29 protein-coding genes and 1 tRNA gene are annotated in these 26,235 nt (G+C 41.0%); 21 read left to right on the forward strand and 9 right to left on the reverse strand.

Features of this window, described 5'->3' with window-relative positions; genetic code table 11:
- Positions 1–105 precede the first annotated feature (105 nt).
- Positions 106–468, forward strand: a complete 363-nt coding sequence (locus P2W73_RS00870; protein ID WP_276500079.1) for a hypothetical protein — start codon at positions 106–108, stop codon at positions 466–468.
- Between the two features lie 395 nt (positions 469–863).
- The gene (locus tag P2W73_RS00875) at positions 864–1,433 is read left to right on the forward strand and encodes a hypothetical protein (RefSeq protein WP_276500080.1); all 570 of its coding nucleotides are present in this window, start codon (positions 864–866) and stop codon (positions 1,431–1,433) included.
- A gap of 404 nt (positions 1,434–1,837) precedes the next feature.
- On the opposite strand, the gene pckA is transcribed toward P2W73_RS00875, so the two are convergent.
- Positions 1,838–3,442 (reverse strand): phosphoenolpyruvate carboxykinase (ATP), encoded by a 1,605-nt coding sequence (gene pckA / locus P2W73_RS00880; RefSeq protein WP_276500081.1) that lies wholly within the window; start codon positions 3,440–3,442, stop codon positions 1,838–1,840.
- Positions 3,443–3,936: 494 nt separating this feature from the next.
- On the opposite strand from pckA, the gene P2W73_RS00885 reads away from it, so the two are divergent.
- The 6 genes from P2W73_RS00885 to P2W73_RS00910 all read left to right on the forward strand — a co-directional run bounded on the left by P2W73_RS00885 (position 3,937) and on the right by P2W73_RS00910 (position 9,790).
- Complete coding sequence (locus P2W73_RS00885; protein ID WP_276500082.1) at positions 3,937–5,229, forward strand: aminopeptidase P family protein; 1,293 nt, start codon at positions 3,937–3,939, stop codon at positions 5,227–5,229.
- 83 nt (positions 5,230–5,312) lie between these two features.
- Positions 5,313–6,104: a CDP-diacylglycerol--serine O-phosphatidyltransferase gene (gene pssA, locus P2W73_RS00890; RefSeq protein ID WP_276500083.1), complete on the forward strand. Its 792-nt coding sequence runs from the start codon at positions 5,313–5,315 to the stop codon at positions 6,102–6,104.
- Positions 6,101–6,346 (forward strand): phosphoribosylformylglycinamidine synthase subunit PurS, encoded by a 246-nt coding sequence (gene purS / locus P2W73_RS00895; RefSeq protein WP_276500084.1) that lies wholly within the window; start codon positions 6,101–6,103, stop codon positions 6,344–6,346. The genes pssA and purS overlap by 4 nt, the downstream gene beginning before the upstream one ends.
- 67 nt (positions 6,347–6,413) lie before the next feature.
- Positions 6,414–7,082 carry a 16S rRNA (cytidine(1402)-2'-O)-methyltransferase gene (gene rsmI, locus P2W73_RS00900; protein ID WP_276500085.1) on the forward strand — a complete coding sequence of 223 codons (669 nt, stop codon included), beginning with the start codon at positions 6,414–6,416 and terminating at the stop codon, positions 7,080–7,082.
- Positions 7,083–7,266: 184 nt separating this feature from the next.
- Positions 7,267–7,710 (forward strand): PepSY-like domain-containing protein, encoded by a 444-nt coding sequence (locus tag P2W73_RS00905; RefSeq protein WP_276500086.1) that lies wholly within the window; start codon positions 7,267–7,269, stop codon positions 7,708–7,710.
- A gap of 244 nt (positions 7,711–7,954) precedes the next feature.
- Positions 7,955–9,790, forward strand: coding sequence for a M1 family metallopeptidase (locus tag P2W73_RS00910; protein ID WP_276500087.1), 1,836 nt, complete (start codon positions 7,955–7,957; stop codon positions 9,788–9,790).
- Between the two features lie 184 nt (positions 9,791–9,974).
- Here P2W73_RS00910 and P2W73_RS00915 read toward each other — a convergent pair whose 3' ends face one another.
- Genes P2W73_RS00915 through P2W73_RS00925 form a run of 3 tightly spaced genes read right to left on the reverse strand, consistent with a single transcriptional unit; the run spans position 9,975 to position 12,455 of the window.
- Positions 9,975–10,616 (reverse strand): response regulator, encoded by a 642-nt coding sequence (locus P2W73_RS00915; protein ID WP_276500088.1) that lies wholly within the window; start codon positions 10,614–10,616, stop codon positions 9,975–9,977.
- Positions 10,617–10,676: 60 nt separating this feature from the next.
- Positions 10,677–11,312, reverse strand: a complete 636-nt coding sequence (gene rsmG / locus P2W73_RS00920) for a 16S rRNA (guanine(527)-N(7))-methyltransferase RsmG (RefSeq protein ID WP_276500089.1) — start codon at positions 11,310–11,312, stop codon at positions 10,677–10,679.
- 21 nt (positions 11,313–11,333) lie between these two features.
- Entirely contained in the window at positions 11,334–12,455 is a 1,122-nt protein-coding gene (locus tag P2W73_RS00925) for a glycosyltransferase (RefSeq protein ID WP_276500090.1), read from the reverse strand.
- A gap of 141 nt (positions 12,456–12,596) precedes the next feature.
- Here P2W73_RS00925 and tgt point away from each other — a divergent pair, with 141 nt between their 5' ends.
- Complete coding sequence (gene tgt, locus P2W73_RS00930; protein ID WP_276500091.1) at positions 12,597–13,736, forward strand: tRNA guanosine(34) transglycosylase Tgt; 1,140 nt, start codon at positions 12,597–12,599, stop codon at positions 13,734–13,736.
- On the opposite strand, the gene P2W73_RS00935 is transcribed toward tgt, so the two are convergent.
- The 4 genes from P2W73_RS00935 to P2W73_RS00950 form a co-directional block, all read right to left on the reverse strand.
- A complete protein-coding gene (locus tag P2W73_RS00935) occupies positions 13,731–14,396 on the reverse strand; it encodes a response regulator transcription factor (protein WP_276500092.1) in 666 nt (221 codons plus the stop codon). The genes tgt and P2W73_RS00935 overlap by 6 nt on opposite strands.
- The gene (locus tag P2W73_RS00940; RefSeq protein ID WP_276500093.1) at positions 14,386–15,165 is read right to left on the reverse strand and encodes a sensor histidine kinase; all 780 of its coding nucleotides are present in this window, start codon (positions 15,163–15,165) and stop codon (positions 14,386–14,388) included. The genes P2W73_RS00935 and P2W73_RS00940 overlap by 11 nt, the downstream gene beginning before the upstream one ends.
- A complete protein-coding gene (locus tag P2W73_RS00945) occupies positions 15,147–15,614 on the reverse strand; it encodes a hypothetical protein (RefSeq protein WP_276500094.1) in 468 nt (155 codons plus the stop codon). The genes P2W73_RS00940 and P2W73_RS00945 overlap by 19 nt, the downstream gene beginning before the upstream one ends.
- A gap of 185 nt (positions 15,615–15,799) precedes the next feature.
- Positions 15,800–16,135 carry a hypothetical protein gene (locus P2W73_RS00950; RefSeq protein WP_276500095.1) on the reverse strand — a complete coding sequence of 112 codons (336 nt, stop codon included), beginning with the start codon at positions 16,133–16,135 and terminating at the stop codon, positions 15,800–15,802.
- 514 nt (positions 16,136–16,649) lie between these two features.
- Here P2W73_RS00950 and P2W73_RS00955 point away from each other — a divergent pair.
- The 3 genes from P2W73_RS00955 to P2W73_RS00965 are packed head-to-tail and all read left to right on the forward strand — an operon-like array spanning position 16,650 to position 18,302.
- Positions 16,650–17,468 carry a caspase family protein gene (locus P2W73_RS00955; RefSeq protein WP_276500096.1) on the forward strand — a complete coding sequence of 273 codons (819 nt, stop codon included), beginning with the start codon at positions 16,650–16,652 and terminating at the stop codon, positions 17,466–17,468.
- Positions 17,469–17,501: 33 nt separating this feature from the next.
- A complete protein-coding gene (locus P2W73_RS00960) occupies positions 17,502–17,945 on the forward strand; it encodes a hypothetical protein (RefSeq protein ID WP_276500097.1) in 444 nt (147 codons plus the stop codon).
- A gap of 36 nt (positions 17,946–17,981) precedes the next feature.
- On the forward strand, positions 17,982–18,302 hold the full coding sequence (locus tag P2W73_RS00965; RefSeq protein ID WP_276500098.1) for a hypothetical protein: 321 nt from the start codon (positions 17,982–17,984) through the stop codon (positions 18,300–18,302).
- Between the two features lie 11 nt (positions 18,303–18,313).
- Here P2W73_RS00965 and P2W73_RS00970 read toward each other — a convergent pair whose 3' ends face one another.
- Positions 18,314–19,147, reverse strand: a complete 834-nt coding sequence (locus P2W73_RS00970) for a CvfB family protein (RefSeq protein ID WP_276500099.1) — start codon at positions 19,145–19,147, stop codon at positions 18,314–18,316.
- Between the two features lie 7 nt (positions 19,148–19,154).
- Here P2W73_RS00970 and P2W73_RS00975 point away from each other — a divergent pair, with 7 nt between their 5' ends.
- The 9 genes from P2W73_RS00975 to P2W73_RS01015 all read left to right on the forward strand — a co-directional run bounded on the left by P2W73_RS00975 (position 19,155) and on the right by P2W73_RS01015 (position 26,205).
- The gene (locus tag P2W73_RS00975) at positions 19,155–19,496 is read left to right on the forward strand and encodes a hypothetical protein (RefSeq protein ID WP_276500100.1); all 342 of its coding nucleotides are present in this window, start codon (positions 19,155–19,157) and stop codon (positions 19,494–19,496) included.
- Between the two features lie 12 nt (positions 19,497–19,508).
- Positions 19,509–20,606 (forward strand): LptF/LptG family permease, encoded by a 1,098-nt coding sequence (locus tag P2W73_RS00980; protein ID WP_276500101.1) that lies wholly within the window; start codon positions 19,509–19,511, stop codon positions 20,604–20,606.
- A 171-nt stretch (positions 20,607–20,777) separates the two neighbouring features.
- Positions 20,778–22,103: a citrate (Si)-synthase, eukaryotic gene (locus tag P2W73_RS00985; protein WP_276500102.1), complete on the forward strand. Its 1,326-nt coding sequence runs from the start codon at positions 20,778–20,780 to the stop codon at positions 22,101–22,103.
- A gap of 182 nt (positions 22,104–22,285) precedes the next feature.
- The gene (locus tag P2W73_RS00990; RefSeq protein WP_276500103.1) at positions 22,286–22,534 is read left to right on the forward strand and encodes a YtxH domain-containing protein; all 249 of its coding nucleotides are present in this window, start codon (positions 22,286–22,288) and stop codon (positions 22,532–22,534) included.
- A 27-nt stretch (positions 22,535–22,561) separates the two neighbouring features.
- Positions 22,562–22,945, forward strand: coding sequence for a phage holin family protein (locus P2W73_RS00995; protein WP_276500104.1), 384 nt, complete (start codon positions 22,562–22,564; stop codon positions 22,943–22,945).
- Positions 22,938–23,372 (forward strand): hypothetical protein, encoded by a 435-nt coding sequence (locus P2W73_RS01000; protein ID WP_276500105.1) that lies wholly within the window; start codon positions 22,938–22,940, stop codon positions 23,370–23,372. Before P2W73_RS00995 ends, P2W73_RS01000 begins: the two co-directional genes overlap by 8 nt.
- A gap of 339 nt (positions 23,373–23,711) precedes the next feature.
- A tRNA-Ala gene (locus P2W73_RS01005) sits at positions 23,712–23,785 on the forward strand.
- 545 nt (positions 23,786–24,330) lie between these two features.
- A complete protein-coding gene (locus P2W73_RS01010; RefSeq protein ID WP_276500106.1) occupies positions 24,331–24,921 on the forward strand; it encodes an RNA polymerase sigma factor in 591 nt (196 codons plus the stop codon).
- A gap of 84 nt (positions 24,922–25,005) precedes the next feature.
- Positions 25,006–26,205 carry a FecR family protein gene (locus P2W73_RS01015; protein WP_276500107.1) on the forward strand — a complete coding sequence of 400 codons (1,200 nt, stop codon included), beginning with the start codon at positions 25,006–25,008 and terminating at the stop codon, positions 26,203–26,205.
- Positions 26,206–26,235 lie beyond the last annotated feature (30 nt).

Genomic DNA, 26,235 nt, shown 5'->3' on the forward strand with positions numbered 1-26,235 from the left:
GTTATGAAAGGCTTTTTCAAGAGATTACGACCTTCGCCATCAAAGGGTGTTTCTGGCGGAGCTGCTGTAACATTTTCTACACTACTTCAAAAGAAATAATAAATAATGAGGAAATACTTTTTATTGATATTATGCTTATTTGCTGTGGCTAGTGTTGGATTTTTAATTATTAAAAGGAATACAATAAAAAGTATGCGGGAAGAATGTTCACTAGAGTTAAGAGGTAAAGTAAAGAAAATGGTAAAAAAGAAGAATGAAAAAAATTATTTAATCGTTTTTGATGATGGAAGGGAATATCAAATTGTTTTTTACGATTTAAATTCAATGGTAGACATTGGTGATTCACTAATTAAACACAAAAATACTTTTACGTTTGTTATTTATAAACCGGATAGACCAGATAGTGTGATTTATGTAGCCGAATCTCGGCTGTATAAGTGTCAAAATGAGGATGGTGTATCAAATTAATAGCAGACCCCCCGTTGTAGTTAGTTTGTCGTGCATTGAAAGTTTCAAAAAATAAAAAAAGTTGAAAGGTTGTGCTGAGATTGTTTCTGCCCGTAGTCTTCCTTCCTAACCGTTTCCGCCCATGTCTCCATGCAGGGTTATGTGAGCAGGGCATGGGACATTGGGCATTTGCGAAGATGTCCTTCCATTCAATACTTTTTTCCTGCCCGGAGTCTTCCTTCCTGACCGTTTCGGCCCATGTCTCCCTGCGGGATTATGTGTGCCAGCCAGGGGACATTGGGCGTTGTGTAACGTATATTCCTATCCCATATCTTTACGCTATGCCGGTACGGAGAGATATACCTTATTGTGAGGGATTGTTCTTTATCACATTTACCTGTTATAGATGGCTACCGATGATAGATCTAGCAAATAGTTATGACCTAGTGTACGGCTGGTTTGACTATTTGAAGAAACAAAATCACCGGATTGCCGGGTATGTTATCATGCCTAATCATCTTCATGCCCTGATAGATTTTTCAACTACAACAAAGAAGATTAATACCATTATCGGAGATGGCAAACGGTTTATGGCTTATGAAATAATCAAAAGGCTGCAGCAGGCAGATAAAATCGATATACTGATGGCGTTGGAAAAAGGAGTGGCGGCAAAGGGTAAGGAGAAAGGAAAGCTGCATGAAGTATGGGAAGAATCATTTGACTGGAAAATTTGTGAAACGGCTGAGTTTGCTTATCAAAAGTTGATCTATATGCACAACAATCCATGCAGTGGGAAGTGGAAATTGGTTGAAGATATTACCAGGTATGAGCATAGCTCGGCAAGGTATTATATCACAGGTAAGCATGCAGGTTATATTGTTACGGATATAGAAGCAATATTCAGTGAGAGATGTGCGGCAGATGAGCTATCTAAAATAAAGTTAGAAGAGAAATTTGTTGATAGAAATGGGCAGATGTCTTCGTAGCTGCCCGGAGTCCCTGCCATCACACAAAAGCCCGGCCGGGGAGACTCCGGGCGGAAACAAGAATCTACAACCAAATATGAGCATGTTCGGTATTATATCACAGATAAGCATGCAGTTCAGGTTATGTTGTTACGGATATAGAAGCAATATTCAGTGAGAGATATGTGGCAGATGAGCTATCTAAAATAAAGTTAGAAGAGAAATTTGTTGATAGAAATGGGCAGATGTCTTCGTAGCGGCCCGGAGTCCCTGCTATCACACAAAAGCCCGGCCGAGGAGACTCCGGGCGGAAACGAAACGAGATCGGGAAGCGAAAAGTTGTATTTAAAAACTAAATAAGTTCACAAAAAAAACTCCCTCCGATATTTCGAAAGGAGTTTAGTATGTCAAGCAATCGCAAAGGATTAAATTTTTGGCGCAGCAGCCAATACTTCGGCTGTCACTCCATCCTTATATTTTTCAAAATTTTTAATAAACAGACTGGCCAGGAATTTTGCCTTTTCATCATAAGCATTTTTATCCGTCCACGTGTTACGCGGATTTAAAATGTCTGAAGGCACAGCAGGGCATTCCTGCGGTACGGCCACTCCGAATATGGAATCAAAATCATATTCAACATTGCTCAATTTTCCATCCAGTGCCGCTGAGATCATGGCACGGGTATATTTCAGTTTCATCCTGTTGCCAATGCCATAGGGGCCGCCTGTCCAGCCAGTATTGATCATCCACACATTCACTTTATGTTCCTGCATTTTTTTACCCAACATTTCAGCATACTTACCCGGATGTAATGGAAGAAACGGAGCGCCGAAACAAGCACTGAATGTTGACTTTGGCTCTGTCACTCCCGCTTCTGTGCCGGCTACTTTTGCCGTATAGCCGGAAATGAACTGGTACATTGCCTGGCCCGGGGTCAATTTAGAGACAGGTGGTAACACACCAAATGCATCACAGGTAAGAAAGAAAATATTTTTTGGTAAACCACCAACGGATGGTTCAAGTGCATTACTGATATAATCAAGAGGGTAAGAAACCCTTGTATTTTCGGTTATAGACGCATCGTCAAAATTGATCTTGTTGCTGCCGGGGAAGAAGATTGTGTTTTCCACCAGTGCTCCCGGCCTGATGGCATGAAATATTTCAGGCTCTTTTTCTTCGGTCAGGTTGATTGTTTTAGCATAACAGCCGCCTTCAAAATTGAAGATACCGGTATCGGTCCAGCCATGCTCGTCATCACCAATGAGTTTGCGGTTTGGATCTGCGCTCAATGTTGTTTTGCCAGTGCCACTCAATCCAAAAAATATTGCTGTATCACCATGTTCCCCCATGTTAGCACTGCAATGCATGCTCAATACATTTTCCTCATAGGGAAGAATATAATTAAGGATAGAAAAAATGCCTTTTTTGATTTCACCGGTGTAACCAGTGCCAGCTATAAGAATCATTTTGTATTTGAAAGAAATAACAGCGGCGTTGTGTTGTCTTGTGCCGCATTCCCTTGGGTCCAGCTTTAATTCTGGTGCTGATAAAATGTGCCATTCCGGTTTGAAATCTTCCAATTCCTCTTCAGCCGGTCGCAGGAACATATTATAGGCAAACAAATTGTTCCATGGCTTTTCGTTTATCACACGAATATTCAACTTGTACCGGGGATCCGCACATGCATAGCAATCACGAACCCATAATTCTTTCCGGTTACTTAAGTAATGGGTTATTTTTTTGCGAATAATATCAAAATATTGCTGATCGATCGGAATGTTGAATTCATTCCAGTGCACTGTATCGGCGGTCTTATTGTCTTTTACAATAAACTTGTCTTTCGGAGAGCGACCGGTAAATTCGCCGGTTCGGATAATCAATGCCCCGGTATCATTCAGCACTCCATCGCCCATTCTCAATGTGTCTTGAACAAGCTCTTGCGGTGATAATTGGTAGTGAATGTTTTCAGTGTTGGAGAGACCTAGGCTCAACAGATTCTTTTTGGGGAGAGTAATTACTGGAATAGACATAAACGCAATCATTTGATTTGTGAGCAAAAATAACATACAAATTCCCGTAAATACAAACGGATGTTCGTCTTACACATTGAATTCGGTTTACTTCCCCGGTGTAAGGCCTTATGATTATTGCAGAAAAATTGATTTTTTTTAAAAAATATTCAGAGAATGGGCCAATCAGATTTAAAAAAATGATTTTGCTTCTTTTTTTAAAATTTACCAGATTCTTTTTTAGCGGGTCGGCCAGATTGTGCCGGCATGTTTATTTGGGGCATTTCTGAATTGTCGCACTCATTAACCACAGAGATCCACAGAGTTTGTCGCAGAGGACACAAAGATTTCCCCCGTGAGTTTTGAGCCATCTCAGTGTTCGCCGTGATTTATTCTTACCTGTTTATACAGCGGCCATTTGGAATGCACCCTTTATCTTTAGCGCTTTAAAAATTGAGAATCTTTACAATTAACTGGCCTGCTCAACGATTTCGCCAGCTATAACTATTGCAATCATGAAAAATTTCCCGCTTAATCCCGAGCTATTCAGAAAGAACCGGGAACGCTTTCTGTCCATGATGAAAAAAAATTCCATTGCTATAATTGTCAGTAATGATGAATGTCCCAGCAATGGTGATGCCTTATACCGTTTCCGTCAAAATAGCGACCTGTATTGGTTAACCGGAATCACGCAGGAGGATAGTATGGTGATACTTTTTCCTGATAATCCTGATCCAAAATATAGAGAAGTGCTGGTACTTGTAAAACCAAACGAGCTAAAGGAAAAATGGGATGGAAAAAGGTTGAGAGCGAACGAGGCGAGGGAAATGAGCGGTATTCAAACAATAGTATGGCTGGAAAGCCTGGACGGTTTATTACAACCATGGATACATTTAGCTGACTCAATTTATCTCGATAGCAACGAAAATGATCGCAAAGGAAGCTTATTACAGACAAGGGATTACCGGTTTGTACAGGAGATGAAAACCCGCTACCCGCTACACCAGTTTGAAAGAGCGGCCAAACTTTTCAAAGACCTGCGTGGAATTAAGACAAATTTTGAAGTAGAAGTAATGCAACAGGCCATTGACATTACTGATAATACGTTCCGCCGGCTTTTGAAGTTTATCAAACCCGGCGTAATGGAATACGAGATAGAAGCGGAGATCGTCCATTCATTTTTGAGTCAGCGGGCAACCGGAGAAGCTTATGGCAGTATCATTGCCAGTGGCGACCGGGCCAGGACCCTGCATTATGTATCCAATAACCAGGAATGCAAAGACGGTGAATTGATCTTAATGGATTTTGGCGCTGAATATGGCGGCTATTGCGCCGATCTTACCCGAACAGTTCCGGTAAACGGCAAGTTTACAAAGCGGCAAAAAACTGTTTATAATGCCTGTCTTCATTTACATGATTATGCAAAAAGTTTGTTGAAACCAGGTATTATTATTTCTGATTATACAGAGAAAGTCGGAGAAGAGGCAACGCAGCAATTTCTAAAGATCGGGTTATTAAAAAAGACGGATATTAAGAATGAAGATCCTGATAACCGTGCTTACCGGAAATATTTATATCATGGGATATCACATCATCTCGGAATAGATGTGCACGATCTTGGTACCAGGACCGAACCCATTAAACCCGGGATGGTCTTCACGGTAGAGCCGGGCATTTATATAGAAGAAGAACAAATGGGTATACGCATTGAAAACAATGTCTGGATAACCAAGAATGGAAATAAAGATTTAATGAAGAATATCCCGATTACAGTTGAAGAGATCGAATCCTTGATGAAACCCTCCTAAATCCTCCCTAAAGGGAGGATTTGAAAAAGAGTCCTCATAAAACAGTTTGGTTAATTTATTTTTGAAAAAAAATTAAAATATTAATGGCTACTAATTCCCCCTTCAGGGGGTTAGGGGGTATACCAAACCTCTTCACCTTACTCAATCTTGTTTTTGGTTGTATCGCTATCGTATGTATTCTTCAAACAGGTCAGTCTATCGTGTATGTTGACCGGGATGGTTTTACTTCCTGGGATCTGCCTGAAAAAATAGCTATCGCATCATTCTTCATTTTTGCAGCTGCCGTTGTTGATTTTTTAGACGGTTTTGTGGCAAGGCTTTTTAAAGCCACTTCCGAAATGGGTAAGCAACTCGATTCGTTAGCAGATGTAGTGAGTTTTGGCGTAGCACCAGGCATGATCCTTTATCAAATGTTGCGTATCAGTTTTGCGAAAGAGGCCGATGGGCTCGATATTTCCAGTTGGGTATTATTACCAGCAGTTCTTATTCCCTGTGCGGGAGCCTGGCGTTTAGCGAAATTCAATATAGACGACTCACAACAATTTTCATTTAAGGGCGTGCCTATACCCGCTGCGGGTATTGTTATTGCGTCTTTACCATTGATCGTTCACTACCAGCAATTGAACTTGCAGGAAACCTTGTTTAATCAATGGTTGATATATGGAATAATTGTATTGTTAAGCTACTTGATGGTGAGCAATCTTCCGTTACTAAGTCTTAAATTCAAGGACAAGACGCTGAAAAATAATTTGCCGAAATATATTTTGGCAGGTATCGCCATTATTGCTGCCATTGCTTTAAAATGGGTAGCTATTCCCGTTGTTTTCATCGCTTATGTTATTGTATCTTTGGCCTTCAAAAATAAAACCGCATGACGTTCGAAGTTCAGATAAAAGTAATGCCATTAAAAGAGTTGTTAGATCCACAAGGAAAAGCCGTTTTAGGAGGTCTTGAAAATCTTGGTCTGAGCGGTGTTGAAGATGTAAGAGTCGGTAAGAACATTACGCTTCGTGTAAATGCCGATACGGCGGAAAAGGCAAAACAAATTGCCGAGGAAGCAAGCAAAAAGCTATTATCAAATCCCGTAATGGAATATTTTGAGGTGTCAGTGAATTAAAGCTGTGAGCTATTAGCTATGAGCTGCGAGCCGGTAGCTCGAAGCTCATAGCCCGAAACTCCAGGCTATGTTATATCTAGTTCCTACTCCCATAGGTAATTTGAAGGACATCACTCTTCGTGCACTGGAAGTGCTGAAGGAAGTGGATGTTATTTTGGCTGAAGATACCCGCACCACTTCTAATTTGCTAAACCATTACCAAATTAGTAAACCGCTGTCGCCTTATCACCAGCACAACGAGCATAAAATAGTACAACATTTAGTTAGCCAAATGTTGGAGGGAAAAAAAATGGCAGTTGTAACAGATGCCGGTACACCTGGTATTTCCGATCCTGCTTTTTTGTTGGTGCGGGAATGTATAAAGGCCGGCATAAAAGTTGAATGTCTTCCCGGCGCCACTGCATTTGTTCCTGCTTTGGTCAATAGTGGTATACCAAGCAATCGCTTCGTTTTTGAAGGATTTCTGCCATTAAAAAAAGGAAGACAAACGTTATTGAAGCAATTGGCAGAAGAAGAAAGAACCATGATTTTTTATGAATCTCCCATGCGATTGGTAAAAACATTGGAAGAGTTTGCATCGTGGTTCGGCGCAGAAAGACACTGTTCGGTGAGTCGTGAATTAACTAAACTTTTTGAAGAAAACAAGCGAGGAGCGCTACAGGAAGTAGCTGCTTATTTCAGTGAAAAATCAGTTAAAGGAGAGATAGTAATTGTGGTGGCGGGTAAAGAAAAATGATAATATAAACCTAAAAATAATCCTGGTCAGATGCTAAATCAGCATAGTGTATCAAATTTGCATTTCAAATAAATGATAGATACTATGAAATGAATCATAAAAAATTTCGGGCAAATTCATACCAACTGCGATGAAAATTTTTATGGTGAATTCCATGTACCTAAACAACAAAAACAATATACACATGAAAAAAGGATTTGTATTATTACTGGCGGGATTATTCTTCACAGGAATTGCTTTCTCGCAAATACGTGAAATTCCAAAGGTCGTTGAAGAGACATTTGCCAACCAATATAAAGGCGCATCGGATATTGATTTCAAAGACCAGTTGGTTAGGGTAGATGTGCATTTTGTGTTGGATGGGGAGAATATGATCGCATCCTACACTAACAAAGGGCTGTGGAAAGAAACACAAAAGGAGTGGAGTTTTGATAAGCTACCCGAAGAAGTGAAAGTGGGTTTTGAAAAGAGTAAGTACGCTGACCGTGACGTCGATGAAACAATTGTAATTTATCTTCCGGGAGACATTACACAATACCGGTTGAAGGCAAAGAAAAATGACATTGAAAAGAAATATTTGTTCTTTAACCCGAAAGGAAGACTGCTCAGGGAAACAGTAACGCTTTAATATTTTTAAAATAATGATGAAGAACTTCCTGCCAGGAGGTTCTTTATTTTTTTAAACCACTGGTCATTTTTGACCCGCGGGTTTTGATGATTTTCCGATATTTAATGTTTTTGAGAAAATGTCAATACCTTAATAAAATTGAAACTATTTTTCACGCAACAACGCAAAGAGGAAAACGCAAAGGGCGCAACGCAGCATGCGTAAGTTAATGACATTGGTTTTTTTTGAGAATAAAACAGTTAACATGATGATGAAACGTTTAGGATTTTTGTTAGTTGGCATCTTTATGATCACTTTCGCAATTGCTCAGCCCAGCAGGTGGCAGCAGCGGGTAAAGTACCTGATGGATATCGACATGAATGTTGAAACCAACCAATTTACCGGTAAACAGAAATTAGAGTATTGGAATAACTCACCGGATACATTGACGAAAGTTTTCTATCATTTATACTTCAATGCCTTTCAGCCGGGGAGTATGATGGACACCCGGAGCAGGAGACAGGGAACTATACAGGCGGGAAGAGGTATGGATTGGGATCCGAGAGTAAAGGACCGGATCCAAAATCTGAAGCCTGATGAAATCGGGTATCAAAAGATCATTTCATTAAAAATGAATGGACGTCCGCAAAAATTTGAAGTACTGGAAACGATATTGGAAGTAAAATTGGACAGGCCGATTTTACCAAAAACAAAAGTGGTTTTTGATATGGCTTTCGAAGCCCAGGTACCCTTGCAAATACGCAGAAGCGGTCGTGATAATCCTACAACAAAGGTTCGCTATTCCATGAGCCAGTGGTATCCCAAACTGTGCGAGTATGATTATGAAGGCTGGCATCCTACACCATATGTTGCCCGTGAGTTTTACGGAGTATGGGGTGATTTTGACGTAAACATTTCTATTGATAAAAATTACATTTTGGGAGGTACTGGTTATTTGCACAATGCGAATCAAATTGGCTATGGGTATGAAACACCCGGAACAAAAGTGGTAAGACCTTCCGGCAATAAGCTGACATGGAAATTCACTGCTCCGAATGTGCATGATTTTATGTGGGCCGCTGATCCGGAATTCAAGCATCTCACCAGAAAGGCAAGACCGGATCTGACCTTTCATTTGCTATATAAATCATCAGCAGATAATGCTGCTACATGGGAAAAAATATTGGATGATGCCGAAAAGGCTTTACCCTTTATTGAAAAAACCTTTGGTCCTTATACGTATAAGCAATATTCATTTATTCATGGCGGGGATGGTGGCATGGAATACCCGATGGCCACTCTACTGGCAAGCCCGGGTGCATGGCTGCATGAGTGGATGCATAACTGGTACCAGGGTATCATGGCTACGAATGAGTCGTTGTATGCCTGGATGGATGAAGGTTTTACCAGCTATGCCGATAGCAGGGTTTCCGCATTTCTGAAAAACGAACAGGGATTTGCGCAAGCCGGTAGCTACCGCAGTTATTTCTCACTGGTAAAAAGCAACAAAGAGGAACCCTTAACAACGCATGCCGATCATTTCAATACCAATGCTGCTTATTCTGCTGCTGCTTATTCCAAAGGAGCTGTTTTTTTGGAACAACTGGGTTATATAACAGGTGCAGCTAAACGGGATAAAATTTTATTGGAATATTACAGGCAGTGGAGATTTAAACATCCCAATGTGAATGACTTTATCCGTATTGCAGAAAAAGTAGGCGATATGAAATTGGATTGGTATAAAGAATATTGGGTCAATTCTACCAAGACCATCGATTATGCATTTGACAGTTTATGGGAAGAAGCTGGTAAAACGAAAATACGCCTGAAAAGAGTTGGCCTGATGCCCATGCCGATAGATCTGCAGCTTACATTTAAAGACGGCAGTGTTGAGACGCATTATGTACCTCTTGATTTAATGTATGGTGAAAAAGCTGCTGAAGACGCCAGTTCTTTCAAAGTGTACCCGGCCTGGAGATGGACCAGCGAACAATATGTCATTGAAAGTAACCGGAAACTGGCGGACATTTCGATAGCTGAAATAGATCCCTCCCAACGAATGGCCGACACAGAAAGGCAGAACAACAGGATAAAATTGTAAACCGATGTAAAGAATAAAAAAAAGCCATTCGCAGCAGTGAATGGCTTTTTGATTTAGATTAGAGCCCGTGTTTATGCTTAAATAGGTAGGTTTACGGTCAATGGTACAATTGAGGTAAATCAACACGAAACTACACGGATTCATGTACCCCGCCTATACCCTTTTTGTGGTATTTTTTGCTGTATTACCTGCCAAAGTACTTATTGACCGCCTCAATCCGGTTGCTTACATGTAGCTTTTCATATATATGATATACATGCTTGCGAACCGTTTCGGGACTAATAAACAGTTCGGCTGCAATTTCTTTATACATCAGCCCCTTTGATAGCTGCTCAAGAATCTCTTTTTCCCTTGTCGACAGAATGTTGAGATTATCAGTTTCGCTGGGATTTTCTGCTTTGGTTTGAAAGGCCGCCACTACTTTACGGGCAATCTGGCTGCTCATCGGTGCACCACCCAGGTACAGTTCCCTGATGGCTTCAAGCATCTTAGGCGGTGCAGTCTTTTTTAGAATATAACCACTGGCCCCCGCAGTAAGTGCCTGGAATATTTTCTCATTCTCCTCATACACCGTACACATCATAAAGTTGGTAGCCGGAACTTTTTGTTTCAAAACCCTCACACAGTCAATTCCCGTTTCTTCTGTTCCGAGGTTGATATCCATCAGTACTACGTCAGGTTTTAACGGGGGTATTTGGGCAATGGCTTCCTGCGCCGTACCAATGGTTCCCACACATTCAAAACCTTCAGACATATCAATAATCTCCTCAAGGGCATTTCTCAAATCCCTGTTGTCGTCCACAACACAAACCGAAATTTTATTCATGAGACAAAATTGAGTCTTAGGTGATGATTAACCAATACCACTAAGTGGTAGTTTTAAGATCTATCGGGGTACATAAAGGATGTATTTATCCTTAAAAAACTCTTCTTCAAAAATATCCTTGATCTCCATCAATCTCGGCCTTGTATAGCTTTCCTGGATCTCAGCGGCTAAATCGCCACCCTTTAAACAGATAAGCCCCGGAACATGCTGTTGTTTTGGATTTTCCTGTTGCTTGTTTTTGAGTAATGGTTTAGTCCATTTCCAAAGATCCTTCAAAGGCGCTACGGCCCTTGACACGACAAAATCAAATTTCCGGTTTTTGATGTCTTCAATCCGGCTGTGTTGGGTTGTTATATTTTCCAGGCCTATGTTTTCAGCAACGGCATCTACTACTTTTAGTTTTTTGGCAATGCTATCAACCAAATGAAATTTTACTTGAGGAAAAAAAATGGCTAAAGGTATGCCGGGAAAACCGCCACCAGTTCCCAGGTCGATGATTTCAGTACCAGGCTCAAAATCAAATATCGCAGCTATGGAAAGAGAGTGCAAAACGTGTCGCTCATATAGGCTGTCAATATCTTTTCTTGAAATGACATTGATCTTATCATTCCATTCTTTGTACACCTCTTTAAGGCCTTCCAATTGTTTGAGCTGTGCCGGGGTAAACTCAGAAAAATATTTGAGAATTATTTCCATAGACTTTCGAAATCCTGGTTCTTAACTCCAGTTTTGCGCTGGTTTTTTCCAGAGTGCAGGTGCAAAGATGATGTAATAAAGGAACATCCACAGATCGAGAAAAAAGAACCAGGGCCATAGATCTTTTTCATCCATTCTCTTCATGGCATGATAAAAAATATAGCCTTGAACGATCAGCCGAATGGCAAATATTCCCAATGCGAACCTCCAGTCGAAAAAAATGATGCTGGCAATGAACAGCGGATAAAACAAAAATTGAGTAACAAAATACAATCCCAACAAAATTTTGTGTTTGGGTTTATAATATTTGGCAGTAGTGTAGTGCCGGGATTTTTGTTTTAGCCAACTACTCCAGGTAGTTTTTGGAATGGAGCGGGTGGTTGCTTCGGGGTCTATGACCACTGCTGTGTTTTTTTTCGTAGCCACTTTGTTTATGAACAGGTCATCGTCGCCACTGGGGATATGGTTAATAGAGGAAAAGCCTTTGTTGCGCAGAAAAATGTCTTTTTTGTAAGAAAGGTTTCTGCCCACCCCCATATACGGAGCGCCGGCAAGCGCATAAGAAAGGTATTGCAGCGCTGTATGGAAAGTTTCAAAACGTATGAGCTTATTTAGAATGCCCGATTTTTTGTGATAAGCTCCGTAACCCAGAACGATCTCAATATTGTCATCATAGCCATCCTGCATTTTTTGAATCCAATGTTCGCTGGCTGGTACGCAGTCGGCATCGGTAAGCAACAACACCTCATGCTTTGCCTCACGAATGCCAATGGATAACGGATATTTTTTCCCTTTGATCAGTTTGGCCTCGTGTGTTAATTCGACAACATTCAGCGATTTGAATGTCTTTTTTAACTCCTGCAAAACGTATTTGGAATCATCCACTGAATTGTCATTTACGGCCACCACTTCGTACGTGCTGGGATATTGCTGAACGAGAATGCCGGGCAGGTTTCTTGCGAGGTTCTCATCTTCGTCGCGGCTGCAGATGATGACGGAAACAGGATGCTGCTGCGATTGTTGCTTTTGTCTGGATTTGTAAAAAGCAATGCGGCTAAAAAACCAGGTATAATAAAATACCTGTATGGTGGTGGTGGTCAGAAAGAGATAAAAAACGATTTCTCCCCAGTTGATGGTTGGCATAACGGCGAAGGTAGAAAGCAATGGGCAATAGGCAATAAACAATAAGCAAAAATTGAAATCAGTTCATCTGCCGGAGGATCTATTGCCGGTTGCCAATTGCCAATTGTCCATTGCCTGTTGACAGCTAACTTTGCGTCCTTTATGGCAGCACTGCAATTTCAATTGGAGAAAACAGATACCGGTTCTAAAGCGAGGACAGGAAAAATAAAGACAGATCATGGAGAAGTGCTCACACCGATATTTATGCCGGTTGGAACTGTTGGGAGTGTAAAAGCGGTAACCCAGCAACAACTAATCAATGATGTAAAGGCCCAGATCATTTTGGGAAATACCTACCATCTGTATTTAAGACCGGGCCTGGAAGTTTTGGAAAAGGCAGGGGGTTTGCACCGCTTCAATGGTTGGCAAAGACCGATACTGACCGACAGCGGGGGATACCAGGTATTTTCGTTGGCTGGTACCCGTATCATCAAAGAGGAGGGAGTTACCTTTCAATCTCATATCGACGGTTCCCGGCATCTTTTCAGCCCTGAATATGTCATGGATATCCAGCGGATTATTGGCGGGGATATCATCATGGCATTTGACGAATGTCCACCTGGAGGAAGTGATTTTACCTATGCCAGGACTTCCATGGAACTTACTCATCGCTGGCTCGACCGGTGCTGGACCCGCTTTCATGGTACGGCTGATAAATATGGCTATACACAAAATTTATTTCCCATTGTACAGGGCGGAACTTTTAAAGAACTCCGCAAACAATCCTGCGAATATATTTCTTCAAAGGATGCTACCGGCAATGCCATCGGCGGACTGAGCGTCGGAGAACCCGAACCGGTGATGTACGAGATATGCAATTGGTGTTGTGACCATCTACCGCAGAACAAACCCCGTTACCTGATGGGTGTAGGAACACCCTGGAATATTTTAGAATGCATAGGAATGGGTGTAGATATGTTTGATTGTGTAATGCCGACCCGCAATGGCCGCAATGCCATGTTGTTCACCACCCAAGGAGTTTTGAACATCGATAATAAAAAATGGGAATTTGATTTTTCTCCGATAGATGAGGGGCTGGCATGTGAAGTAAGCAACTATTACAGCAAAGCCTACTTGCGCCACCTGATGAAGTCAAAAGAGTTTTTGGGACTAACTATTGCCAGCATTCACAACCTCGCTTTTTATTTATGGTTGGTAGGTGAGGCCCGCAGGCATATTGAATTGGGTGACTTTGCCAGTTGGAAAAACGGAATGATTGAGGTGCTGAAAACAAAACTATAGTTTATACAAACCATTTTTTATGGCGAAGATCACCAGGCCCACTCTTGACTGTACATTCAATTTTTTAAAAAGGTCATCCCTGTACCCGTCTACGGTTCGGGGACTTATCTGCATGCTGCTGGCAATGTCTTTATATGTCATTTCTGTGCAGGCGTATTTCAGGAAGGCGATCTCTTTTTCAGATAATTCAGAAACGAGGCTCACCTCACTTCCTCTTTTTTCTTCATGTGTTAAATAATTCAGCATTTTATTACTGACCAGTTCATTCATAAAAAATCCTGAATCCCTTATGCTGTCCAGCGCCTGTTTGAATAAGGCAGGTTTGCTGTCTTTTAAAATATATCCTCTTGCTCCGGCCTTCAGCATACTAATCACCACTTCATCATTATCCATCATGCTCAGGATAAGAATTTTTATCGACGGTGCATTTTGTTTGATCCAGGCAGCTGTTTCGAATCCATTCATTTCCGGCATGGTGATGTCCAGCAGTATAATGTCGGGAACAGCATGAATTTGTAATTGATTAATAAAATCCTTTCCATTATCGGCTTCAAACAAAACAGTATAACCTTCAAAAGAATTGATCAATGCCGCAAGCCCGTTACGGAGCAGCGAATGATCATCTACTAACGCTATGCTGGTATTATTTTTATTCATCATTGTCTTTCTTTATCGAAATGGTAACAGTAGTTCCCTCTCCTTGTTCACTTTTGATAGCCAGGTCGGCATTGATCATCTTCGCACGGTTCCTCAGGTTTTGTAAACCAACACCGCCTGGATTTTTGCCCACATCAAAACCTTTTCCGTTGTCTGTAATCTTTATTACCAGTTTATCATTTTCTTTCCTGGCATCCAAATGTATGGTATCGGCGGCGGCATGTTTGATAATATTGTTAATAATTTCCTGGATCATCCGGAAAAGAATGATGGGCTTATCGCTGCCAGGCAAAGGCAAATTTTCGTCGTAATAAATATGTGTCGTGTACTTTCCGGTTTTTTGCAGATCGCCCAATAATTTAGTAACAGGGGGAAGCCAGCCGTTATTTCTTATATGATCTGCATTGAGTGAATGGCTGAGGTTGCGTAAGTCAGCAATAGCTTTTCCCATCAGATCGTCCATCAGGTTTATTTTTTCAGCATCGGTAGATGGGTTCAGCGTATTCAGGTTGATACGAACAAGACTTAAAACCTGGCCAATATTATCATGGATCTCCCGGCTGATGTCGTTAAATGTATGTTCCTGTATTTCCAGTTTTGATTTAAGCAAGGTCTGCTCAAAGGCGATGTTCATTCGTTCCTGTTCCAGCAATAATTTGTTTTTTCGCTTCAGGTAGATCCGGAAAAGAAAAAAGCCAGATACTACCAGTAACAACACAAAAATGCTTACAGAAACTACTGTTAATATAAGTTCTAACTTTTCTTTTTGCATAAATAAAAGGCCCTGGTAAAACAGCTATACATGAATATACTCATTATATGGGGTATCATTTGATAAAGGCGCATACCCCAAAGCTTAGCGTCATAAGCTAACAAAAATTTATAAAAACTAAATGCGATGTTGACAACGGGGTAGAAAGTGACGACACCAATAACAATCCAAATCAGCGGGTGCCATTTTTTTTCCTCTGCCCTATTATCCAGTTTAAAATAATTGAACAGGAAAAGAATGGCATTTAAGGTCGTGAGCATAGATCCCGTCAAAAAAACATAGTTATTGTAGATTCGAATGGGTTGAATAAGAAGATAGGTGATGATTACGGCTGTCAAATAAACAACCAGCAAACCCATTATCCATTTTTTGGATGGACGGTTAAAGGGAATGCTGGTGAAAAGAAAAGAGAAAAAGACAGTTGCCAGGGGATTATAAATGTTATACATCAAACCTGTTGAATGAATTAGGTTTGAGTATGAGAGAAGGGTAGCGGTGGTTTCCTGTATAAATACATACAAGAGGTAAAAGGGTAATAGGTACAGATTCCTGCTTTTGAGATGTTTTCGGTAAAGCAGTCCTACTACTGCACTAAGCAGCAGGACTGCCAGATAACAGATAGTTAGCCACATGTTTACGGAATTAAGGTGCCCTGGTTATAAGGTGGAGTGGGTGGGGGTGGTGTTCCATCTTTGCCTTCACTGTAACCATCGGTCAGGGGATGTCCGTCCTTATAGGGCCATAAGATCACAGTTACTCTACCCGCCTGCGGATCTTCTTTCGGGTATTTCCCAAAGAAAATTCTTAGCTCATCAGCTAATGGCATTTTTTCGTTTAGCCAGTCCATTAATTCCCTCCCGGTAAATGATACGGTAAGGGTTTTTTTGGCGAGTTCTGTTGTAGGTTCTGTGGAGCGTTCATACTCCTCGATCATCAGGTTAGCTTCGCTAACGGGGATAGGTCCTTGCATACAATTTTGATTTTGGTGATTTGTGGCGTTAAGTTAAATAACTGCATCCTATTTACAACAGAGTCAATGAGAATTGGGTGATAAAACAGCAGCTACCGTGAAAAACACGGTATGGATTTACCGTTAAAAGACACCTGATAATTGGGTCAAAGATCGCTTGACTGCTCTCTACATCTGTCTCAACTTTGTGGCATCGTCGGGCCTTTAAACAACTAAACAACCATTGACCATTAAACCTTATTCCGTTTAGGCCTTAATCCGGACATATACACCTGCCGTCTGTTAGCCTTAGCAGCGGCAGGACTTTTTTTATAAGAAAAGGTATAAATTAGCATTCGGTTATAGTTTTCAACTGGCCGGCATTTTTTGTAGCCTGGATCGTTTTTCTTTCTCTTTAGTAGCATCATTTCCCAAAGTTTGAGGTTTAAGAAGGTTAGTGCATGTGAGTAGACATTGCTGTACCTGTCACTTGTTCAGTAACTAACAATTTTGCTATACATCAAACTCAACAATCATGGAAAAAAAACTTGCGCTGTGCATCGGGATCAATGATTATCCGGGCACAGGTAGTGACCTTTCTGGTTGCGTCAATGACGCCAATGATTGGTCAAAACTGCTTTCTCAAAAAGGATATACTGTGGCGAAACTAATAGACAAGGAGGCTACAGGAAAAAATATCCGCGAAAGCCTGAAAGCAATGATTGTGCAGGCAGTGAAAGGTGATTCAATTTTTATTCAATATTCGGGGCACGGTACTTATATACCCGATAAAGATGGCGACGAATCGGATGGTACCGATGAGTGTTTATGTCCTTACGATTTGTACACGAAAGGCCCCATTTCAGATGATGAGTTAAATGACTTGTTTACCTCCAAAAAACCAGGTGTCAGAATGGTTTTCTTTTCTGACTCCTGCCACTCGGGCACTGTTACCCGGTTTGCACCCATTACTACGCCGCCGACAACGACCGGTAAAAATGCACCTGTTCGAAAAGTAAAGTTTTTACCGCCTGCCAATTTTTTATCACAACGTGACCTGAACAAATTAGGGATGATCAGGACATTTCGCCGTTCTTCACCCCCCGGCAGATATGGCAGTTTATTGATGTCGGGCTGCCAGGATACAGAATATAGTTATGATGCGTTCTTTCAAAATCGACCTAATGGCGCTTTCACCTTTGTTGCGTTACAAACATTGAAGAATTTAAAAACTTCAGCTACTTACCTGGATTGGTATAAAGCTATTCGCAAAGCGTTACCATCACAGCAATATCCCCAATCTCCTAATCTTTATGGTTCGGCCACCATGAAACGGTGGAAGATTTTTTCCTGAGACAAAAACATTTTTTACTCAAATTATCCAATTATGACAATGGTAAGTTATTTGAAAAGAATACCGGTTTTCCTGCTCGTGATTCTTCTTTTTGTTTCCTGCAGGGTTACACTGGTTCCGGAATACAGTGCGCAGTTGGAAGACCAGATAGCCAAAACGGCTAAGGCCACTGATAAGCTCTATATTGATATGCTGGATGTACCGGTGAACAACAGGACCTACGAAAATTTCAAGGAGAGGTACAATGAAATTGAGTCGGAGATCAATTCGATCAAACTTAAAAATGAAGCGAGACCCAAGAATGCTGACTTCCTGGTAATAAACAAAAACCTGAAAGATGCTTTTGCTGAGGCTAAAAAATATCATAAAGAAAATTCGACGCTGGCAGATGGCGAAGCAAAAGCTTACCAGGCAACGTTAGCGGGTTTTTGGAAGCCACTTTATATAGCTGAATTGGCATTAAAACCACGGAAATAGTGATTGTTCTATTTTTTCAACTAAAAAAAGATTTATATGGCATTTGAAATAAATGAAGTTGTTGCACAAATGTTAGGAGCTGTAAAAGCTTCTGTAAAGGATGACTGGAAATTAGTAAAAGAAACTGCAGGCACTTTTTTACAAACCCGCCAGGACAGGTTGGAGTTGCTGGCCAGTTTACGATTGAACAATGAGATAAGTCAGAAATTCTTTCTCAAAAGATTGGAAGACGAAAAAAAAATACTGGAATCGGAATTGCATTCCGTGGCTATTCTGACCAAGGCCGCTGCCCAGAGAGCTGCGAATGCGGCTATTGACGTATTGAGTAAAGCCGTGGCGAAACTGCTGCCCTTGTAGGAACACTGGGTTTAATTTTCCACTAGCTTAATACCCGTTGAGGTAAATTCTATTTTCCGTTGTTTATACAAAAGCCCGGTCGTCATCTTGAATGTTTTTTTGCTCATTGCAAAGAAGGAATAAATGTCTTCCGGTGAAGATTTATCATGATAGGGTAAGTAGCCGTCATTTTCTTTTAACAGTCTTAATACTTTTTCGCTTTCATTTTCAACACGGCCATAACCCGGCTTACCGGCTACAACGTCGATCTTGTTGCCGGGTAAGATGGTTTTAATAAATCCTTCAAAACGATCGCCAATTTCAACATCCCTATATACTTCATTAAAGTGTAAGACTCCCGTATGCTTATTATTTATAATGACCACATACCCTAAATCGCTACGTCGATAAACCAACAGGTCAACAATATCTTTTTCTTTGACCGTGAGCTCATCATTTGAGAGAAATTGATCGACTCTTTCGGTGGCTGCCAAACGTCCCGTTTGTTGATCGAGATATATTTTTACAATGTATTCGCCCATCGGTCGCATAAAACTTACCTGTTGCGACTTGGGTACAAATAAATCTTTCATTAATCCCCAGTCTAAAAAGGCACCCTGAGGCGTAGTGCTAACCACTTTCAATTTTACAATATCTCCTAAGACAGCTTTTGGCTTTAGCGTTGTCGCAATAATCCTGTCTTCACTATCATGGTATAGGAAAACGTTTAATTCATCACCTGTTTTAGTGCCGGGCGGCACAAATCGTTTTGGCAAAAGGATACCTTCTGCACCGTCATCCAGGAACGCACCCATCGGTTTTTGTTTGATTACCTTCAGCAGGTTATACTCACCTATTTTAATCATATATTCATTGACTGGCGGCAAAGTTAACCTATTGATGCCCGGTCTTGAATTATTGGCGTTTTTAATTTGGCAGATGTACCAGGCTGCCGGTCAATTGGGTGCATTCCAAATTCCCGAACTTCTTTTATTAGCCACAAAGCCCACTGAGATTTACACAGAGGTCTTGAAAATGTTTTCTCTGTGTGCCCTGTGCCTTCTTTGTGTATTCCCTGTGGTTATATTTTTACCTGTTAGTGTGGCGACAATTTGGAATGCACCCGGTCAATCTTTCACATTTCATTCCGCCAGAAATCCTTTTTCTTTGCATGACTTGAAAAATGACAAGTGTGTTTTATCTCAAACCAGCTAAGTTGTTATTTCCTTGGGAAGAATTGATTGGTACATATTAAAAAATTTCCTGGTAACATTCGTGTTCTGTATGCTGCTCTTTATGGTGGTAGCGGTAGCCGTTGATACCAGTGAAAAAGCCGATGATTTTGTAAAGACCGGTTTGAGTACTTACCAAATTATCGTACAGTATTATTTTGGATTTGTTCCTTTTATCTGGGGTCTGCTGTTCCCACTGTTCGTTTTTATTTCTGTCATTTTTTTTACCAGTCGCATGGCATCCCGCTCGGAAATCATTGCCATACTGGCCAGTGGTACCAGCTATAACAGGATGTTGCGGCCATATATCGTAGGTGGCGTTTTTCTTGGGCTTGTATTATGGCTTGGTAACCGCTATTTAATTCCAAAAGCAAACGAAATTCAGGGTAAATTTAAAACACAATATTTCGATAAAAACGACCCCACCAAGAACCAACAGTTTAGTAATTGTCGCAATTGTTTTTATCGCCGCATTGACGCTATCACCTACATTGGAATAAAAAATTTTGACACTGTTTCAAAATCAGGGTCGCCCTTTTTTCTCGATAGGGTGAGAAATAATAGAGTGGTGTATAACTTAAGAGCTGTTTCAATACAGTGGGATGTAGCGAAAAAGAAATGGATCTTACAAAATGTAATAGAAAGACGGGTAGATAGCATGCGTGAAACCACCAAGCAGTATCCAACCCTGGAACTAAACATCAGCCTGAAGCCGGAAGAACTGCGAAAGGACGAGTACCTGAAGGACAGGCTTACTACCCCTCAGTTAGCCGCATTTATTCGACAAGAAAAAGCAAGAGGTACGGAAGGCCTGAGTGCTTTGGAAGTGGAACAATACCGTCGCACCGCCACTCCTTTCGCCGTTTTACTGCTAACAATAATTGGCGTTGTGCTGGCCAGTCGAAAAACACGTGGCGGTAGCGGTAAGCATCTGGCCATAGGTATTATCACTGCAGCACTTTTTATTATGTCTGATCGCTTTTCTACCGTGTTTGCTACAAAAAGTAATTTTCCGCCGTTGCTGGCAGCCTGGGTGCCTAATATCATTTTTTCTATCGTTGCATTATGGATGTATAAGAAAGCTCCTAAATAAGCTAACAGTTAATAGTTGAATTGTATAGCCGGGAAATCCACTACCAGCCTACAATACCCAGCCAACTGTCTCATTATTACCGAACAATATTGACTAATTTTTTGTTCTGGCAATGGGCATTAACTACCTTTAGCCCTCTCATACATATTTCGAATTTTTAAAAGTGTTTTCATGGGAATATTAAAAGAAAGGTTTAAGGCAAAAGCTGATCAATTAGGTGCCGAGATCAAAGACTTGCTGAAGGAACATGGAAATAAGGTGATTGGTGAGGTACAGCTTTCACAAATATACCAGGGCATGCGTGGCATGACTGGTTTGGTATCTGAAACTTCTTTACTGGATGCACAGGAAGGTATCCGCTTCAGGGGATACACCATTCCTGAGCTTAGAGAAAAGCTACCAAGGGTGCCTGGCGGTTCGGAACCCTTGCCGGAAGGTTTATTTTATTTGATGCTGATCGGTGAACTGCCTACCGAGGAAGATGTACAACATGTAACGTCGGTGCTTCAGCGTCGCAGCCACGTACCCAATCACGTTTTTGATACAATTGAAGCATTGCCCGTATCTGCTCATCCTATGACGCAGTTTGTAGTAGGCGTGATGGCTTTGCAGACAGAAAGCCAGTTTTCAAAAAAATATGCGGCGGGTTTGAATAAGAAAGATTATTGGGAGGCGATTTTTGATGACTCCATGGATCTTATTGCCCGTTTGCCACGTGTAGCAGCATATATCTATCGTCGTAAATATAAAAACGGAGATCATATTCAGCCGAATGGCTTGTTGGATTGGGCTGGTAATTTTGCGCATATGCTGGGTTACGAGGATAAAACCTTTATGGCCCTGATGCGGCTGTATATGACGATTCATGCCGATCATGAAGGTGGTAATGTATCTGCTCATGCTACTCACCTGGTAGGTTCGGCACTCAGCGATCCCTACTTAAGCTTTGCCGCCGGCATGAACGGACTTGCGGGTCCCTTACATGGCCTGGCCAACCAGGAAGTGATCAAGTGGATATTTGAGATGCAGGAAGAGTTAAAAACTGAGGAGCCCACCAAAGAACAAATCGCTGAATATGTAAAGAAAACATTGAGTGAAGGAAAGGTAGTGCCTGGTTATGGACATGCGGTATTGCGCAAAACAGATCCACGATTTACCGCCCAAATGGAGTTTGGCAAAAAACATATGCCGGATGATAAGCTTGTTAATACAGTTTGGAATATTTATGAAGTAGTACCACCCATTCTTCAGTCGCTGGGAAAAATAAAAAATCCCTGGCCCAATGTTGACGCACATAGCGGCTCGTTGCTCGTACATTTTGGTATGAAGGAATATGAATATTACACGGTGTTATTTGGTGTCAGCCGGGCATTAGGTGTGCTAGCCAGTCTTTGCTGGGACAGGGCATTGGGATTTGCATTGGAAAGACCAAAGTCCGTTACTACTGATCTTGTTAAAAAATGGCTGAAAGGACAAGACAATATTTGGGGAGAATAAGCCCCATTTTTTCGATAAATTATCCGCGGCCCTTGTAAAACTACAGGGGCCTTATTTTTTGCCCCAAGACAATTGACAGCGGTAATAGAGGGTTGCCGCAAAATCTAAAAGCTCTTATTCTGGTACGGTTTTTTATGTTTTTATGAATCAACATGGATTCCTTAACTCTTAAATTTATAACCATGGACACAAAAACAAAAGTTCTATTGGGTATCCTGGGTGCAGCAGCAGCAGGTGTAGTTATCGGTATGTTAGTGGCCCCGGAAAAAGGAGAAGAAACCCGTAAACGCCTACGCAAAACCGCAGGCGATTGGGCTGACAGCTTAAGTCATCTTTGGGAAAGAGGAAAACATGCAGCAGAAGACAGCGCTAAGTATGCCAAATCCGCTGCAGAAGAAAAAGTAAACAAAATGAAAGAAAGCTTTAGCTGAATTGCCTAAATTACTGAAGCAGGGTTTATGATCCTGCTTCAGTCTTTTCTTTTCAATTCCTGCACGCAAATGGAAGATCTCAAAGAAAAAACGGCTGATCTTGCCGATCACATAGAAGGCCTTGCTGATACTTTTTATCGTTTGACGGTTGTAAAGGTTACGCAGCGAACCTCGGATATTGTATCAGGTGCTGTAGTGATGATCGTAATGTGTGCATTGGGTCTGTTCGTTCTTCTGTTTGCCGGTTGTGCCCTTGCCTGGTGGCTGGGCAATCTTGTGCATAGCAGGGTGGGAGGGTTTTTATTGGCTGCCGCTTTCTTCTTACTGGTCATGCTGGTGGTAGCTTTGATTCGCAAGAAAACCATATTCCCCATGATCAGGAACATGATTATCCGCAAGATGTATGACTAAGCCTATTCGCACATATGAGGACCTGATGGAGGAAAAGGAAAGACTCAACCAACTCCTGGCTGCGCAAAAAGAATTGGTGCGACAGGATTTTATTGAAATCAAAGAAGAACTAGCTCCTGTGAGATCGGCGATATCCATGGTAGGTAAATTCGCTACAAAGGATAACCGGAACTTTCTATTGACAACAGCGGCTGATACCGTCATTGAGCTTGTTGTCCGGAGAATGGTGCTTGCAAAGGCAGGCTGGTTTACCAAACTGGTCGTTCCCTTCTTCATGAAAAACTTCTCATCCCACGTTATTGCTGACAATAAGGACAAAATCCTCGACAAACTTTCAAAGTGGTTTGGGAAGAAAAACGCCAATGGAAAAAGTGACGTTGAATTTGAAAAGGTGAAAGAACCTCTTGACACCGAGGAAGAAGATTAATTCCCTTTACACAAATTGTTCAAATCCCTTATTTTTGCTGCCCGGTTAGGAAAAATCGCAGTTCTTTTTTCCGGGGGTTTAGCTCAGGTAGCCAGAGTGTCCCGATGACAATCGGGAAGGTCACTGAATTAAACAAGTACTGAAGCTCTTATATATTTTGGGGGTTTAGCTCAGCTGGCTAGAGCGTTTGCATGGCATGCAAGTTTAAGCATCAGTTAGTTGATTGACCGCCATATAGTTAAGGACTATAAAAAAGTTGAAAAGTATTTTTTAAAAACCTCTTTAAAACTAAACTTTGGTAGTCTTTAATAGTATTAGCATTTAGTTTTTTAAAATAATGGGGGATTAGCTCAGTTGGCTAGAGCGCTAGCGTGGCACGCTAGAGGTCGTCGGTTCGACCCCGATATCCTCCACTCACGAAAAGGACAGCCAAAATATTGACCGTCCTTTCTTATTTTAATGGGTACCATTCTACACCAACTATAATATATTCAGGTATCTTGTACTGACCACAAATACACTTGCGAGACTTGCAAACATTTTGGTCTAATCCGGGGCAGGCCAAATTATTTCAAAATCACCTTTAGTACCAAATCCTAATTTGGAAAAGTTCCAATTTGATCGTCATTTTCACCCGCATAATGGGTTCAATTTTTATCTCATTATGAAAACCCTGATCATGGCTATAGAAAAAACTGAACATGGGATGCTAAAATTGTCTTTGTGCTGGAAAAAGCCGGTAAACCCTTTCGGTCTGCTGAAATAATTGAGGTGTTGGAAAAGAAAGAAGGGGTAAGAGTCCTTTATTCAATTGTAACAACCATTTTTTTAATAGAAGTATCAGAATATACGATTATTTTAATCCCGGCCCTAAGATTACTTTATCACTTGCTCCTGTAACGATCCTATCGCTGCTTTGCGTAATTTTACCGGCATCAAGAACTGCTTTTTGTCCAAAGTGCCATTACATACAGAGAGAGAATTATTGCTGCTTATTAGTCGGGACGATCAAGCTGCTTTCACAATTTTATTGCGTGGTTACTGGAACAAAGTGTACACACAAGCAATCTCTTATCTTAAATCATCCGAGCTTGCACAGGAAATTACCCAGGATGTTTTTTTGAAGATATGGTTCTCCCGTGAAAGGTTAAGTGAAGTACAAAGTTTCTCCGATTATCTCTTTATCATTTCACGAAACGAAATTATTTCAGCTCTTCGAAAAAAGAACACACAGATCGTTGAGCTACCCGGGCAATTGGAAGAAGTGTTATTACAGCCGGATAAGCAACTTCATTATAAAGAATCATACACTAAAATGTTGGGGCTTATTGACCAACTGCCGCCAACCAGGAAAAAAGTTTTTATGCTAAGCCGGCTGGAAGGAAAATCTTATGAAGAAATTGGTACAGAGCTCGGCATTTCACGAAACGGGGTAAAAGACCACATCGTAAAGGCTCTGAATTTTTTGAGAATGCATTTCAATTCTCATGAACAGCTATTGCTAATGCTGTTTATAGCAACGAATTGTTTTTCTGATAATTTTTCTTAAAAAATGTTACGTTGCAGCTACCCATTTTTTTTAAACACACGTCTTTATTAGAAGTGCGGACCTGTGTGAATTAAAATACTCAGTATGAATGAAATTTATTTCAGACAGTTATTAGATGATTATGTTACGGGAAAGCTTTCCGAACAGGATCAAAGGAAGTTCTTTGAATTTTTAGAACAGGACGGTTATCGCAATGTCCTGGAAGAAGTGCTTCGTAAAGAGTGGGATGACGAAAACTATATGGAACAAACCAATACACAAATTGGTGAACGTATTGAACAATATGTATTGAGAAGGATTGCAAACAATGAAAAAGCGCCGGTTCGCCCTATTTCTTTTTTTAGAAGATACCGGATGATCGCTGCCGCTGTTATCATCATAATAGCCGGTGCAGGATTATACCTTTTGCTTACTAATAGAACGAACGATAGAAGGGATATTGCCAAAACTATACAGAACGACGTTCCGCCGGGCAGCAACAAAGCTGTTCTTACATTGGCAGATGGTTCAACAATAATATTGGATAGTGCGGCTGACGGTCAACTGGCACAGCAAGGCAATGCAAAGATTTCAAAGACAAATGAAGGTCAACTGGCCTACAACTTAATAAATGAAAAACCAACCACGGAAGTTCTTTACAATACACTGGCTACACCCCGTGGCGGACAGTACCGGCTGGTGTTGCCCGATGAAAGCAAAGTATGGCTGAATGCAGCATCCTCTATTCGTTATCCTACCGTATTTACCGGCAAGGAAAGAGTGGTTGAAATTACAGGAGAGGCTTATTTCGAAGTTGAAAAAAATGAGAAGTTGCCCTTTATCGTAAAAATAATTTCCCCTTCCGGTGACAATGGCGAAGTAAGGGTATTGGGCACTCACTTTAACATTAATGCATATGATGATGAATCGTTAGTAAGGACAACGTTGCTTGAAGGATCTGTTCTGATTAAAAAGGATGCCGCAATGGCTTTATTGAAACCGGGCGAACAGGCGCAGTTAAACAACGGAAGTTCCGTAAAAGTGGTAAAGAATGTGGATTTAGAAGAAGTTGTTGCCTGGAAAAACCGTGAATTTAATTTTAACGGAGCAGACATTTATGCTGTGATGCGGCAATTATCCCGGTGGTATGATGTAGATGTGATATATCAAAACAAAAAAATTGATGTTCAGTTTTTTTTCGAGATCCCCAGAAGTTCAAAACTTTCCGATGTATTGAGAATATTGGAGCTTGCCGGTAAGATAAAATTTCAAATTGAAGGGAAAAGAGTCATTGTTCTGCCCTAACAATTATGGAAATGGAATACTGATTTTATA

It is taken from the genome of Terrimonas pollutisoli (assembly GCF_029360765.1).
GTDB classification, from domain to species: domain Bacteria; phylum Bacteroidota; class Bacteroidia; order Chitinophagales; family Chitinophagaceae; genus Terrimonas_B; species Terrimonas_B pollutisoli.

Bases quoted from the DNA above. Each gene is read 5' to 3' on its own strand.
- P2W73_RS00870 (WP_276500079.1), top strand. From the start codon at position 106: ATGAGGAAATACTTTTTATTGATATTATGCTTATTTGCTGTGGCTAGT.
- P2W73_RS00875 (WP_276500080.1), top strand. From the start codon at position 864: ATGATAGATCTAGCAAATAGTTATGACCTAGTGTACGGCTGGTTTGAC.
- pckA (WP_276500081.1), bottom strand. From the start codon at position 3,442: ATGTCTATTCCAGTAATTACTCTCCCCAAAAAGAATCTGTTGAGCCTA.
- P2W73_RS00885 (WP_276500082.1), top strand. From the start codon at position 3,937: ATGAAAAATTTCCCGCTTAATCCCGAGCTATTCAGAAAGAACCGGGAA.
- pssA (WP_276500083.1), top strand. From the start codon at position 5,313: ATGGCTACTAATTCCCCCTTCAGGGGGTTAGGGGGTATACCAAACCTC.
- purS (WP_276500084.1), top strand. From the start codon at position 6,101: ATGACGTTCGAAGTTCAGATAAAAGTAATGCCATTAAAAGAGTTGTTA.
- rsmI (WP_276500085.1), top strand. From the start codon at position 6,414: ATGTTATATCTAGTTCCTACTCCCATAGGTAATTTGAAGGACATCACT.
- P2W73_RS00905 (WP_276500086.1), top strand. From the start codon at position 7,267: ATGAAAAAAGGATTTGTATTATTACTGGCGGGATTATTCTTCACAGGA.
- P2W73_RS00910 (WP_276500087.1), top strand. From the start codon at position 7,955: ATGATGATGAAACGTTTAGGATTTTTGTTAGTTGGCATCTTTATGATC.
- P2W73_RS00915 (WP_276500088.1), bottom strand. From the start codon at position 10,616: ATGAATAAAATTTCGGTTTGTGTTGTGGACGACAACAGGGATTTGAGA.
- rsmG (WP_276500089.1), bottom strand. From the start codon at position 11,312: ATGGAAATAATTCTCAAATATTTTTCTGAGTTTACCCCGGCACAGCTC.
- P2W73_RS00925 (WP_276500090.1), bottom strand. From the start codon at position 12,455: ATGCCAACCATCAACTGGGGAGAAATCGTTTTTTATCTCTTTCTGACC.
- tgt (WP_276500091.1), top strand. From the start codon at position 12,597: ATGGCAGCACTGCAATTTCAATTGGAGAAAACAGATACCGGTTCTAAA.
- P2W73_RS00935 (WP_276500092.1), bottom strand. From the start codon at position 14,396: ATGATGAATAAAAATAATACCAGCATAGCGTTAGTAGATGATCATTCG.
- P2W73_RS00940 (WP_276500093.1), bottom strand. From the start codon at position 15,165: ATGCAAAAAGAAAAGTTAGAACTTATATTAACAGTAGTTTCTGTAAGC.
- P2W73_RS00945 (WP_276500094.1), bottom strand. From the start codon at position 15,614: ATGTATAACATTTATAATCCCCTGGCAACTGTCTTTTTCTCTTTTCTT.
- P2W73_RS00950 (WP_276500095.1), bottom strand. From the start codon at position 16,135: ATGCAAGGACCTATCCCCGTTAGCGAAGCTAACCTGATGATCGAGGAG.
- P2W73_RS00955 (WP_276500096.1), top strand. From the start codon at position 16,650: ATGGAAAAAAAACTTGCGCTGTGCATCGGGATCAATGATTATCCGGGC.
- P2W73_RS00960 (WP_276500097.1), top strand. From the start codon at position 17,502: ATGACAATGGTAAGTTATTTGAAAAGAATACCGGTTTTCCTGCTCGTG.
- P2W73_RS00965 (WP_276500098.1), top strand. From the start codon at position 17,982: ATGGCATTTGAAATAAATGAAGTTGTTGCACAAATGTTAGGAGCTGTA.
- P2W73_RS00970 (WP_276500099.1), bottom strand. From the start codon at position 19,147: ATGATTAAAATAGGTGAGTATAACCTGCTGAAGGTAATCAAACAAAAA.
- P2W73_RS00985 (WP_276500102.1), top strand. From the start codon at position 20,778: ATGGGAATATTAAAAGAAAGGTTTAAGGCAAAAGCTGATCAATTAGGT.
- P2W73_RS00990 (WP_276500103.1), top strand. From the start codon at position 22,286: ATGGACACAAAAACAAAAGTTCTATTGGGTATCCTGGGTGCAGCAGCA.
- P2W73_RS00995 (WP_276500104.1), top strand. From the start codon at position 22,562: ATGATCCTGCTTCAGTCTTTTCTTTTCAATTCCTGCACGCAAATGGAA.
- P2W73_RS01000 (WP_276500105.1), top strand. From the start codon at position 22,938: ATGACTAAGCCTATTCGCACATATGAGGACCTGATGGAGGAAAAGGAA.
- P2W73_RS01015 (WP_276500107.1), top strand. From the start codon at position 25,006: ATGAATGAAATTTATTTCAGACAGTTATTAGATGATTATGTTACGGGA.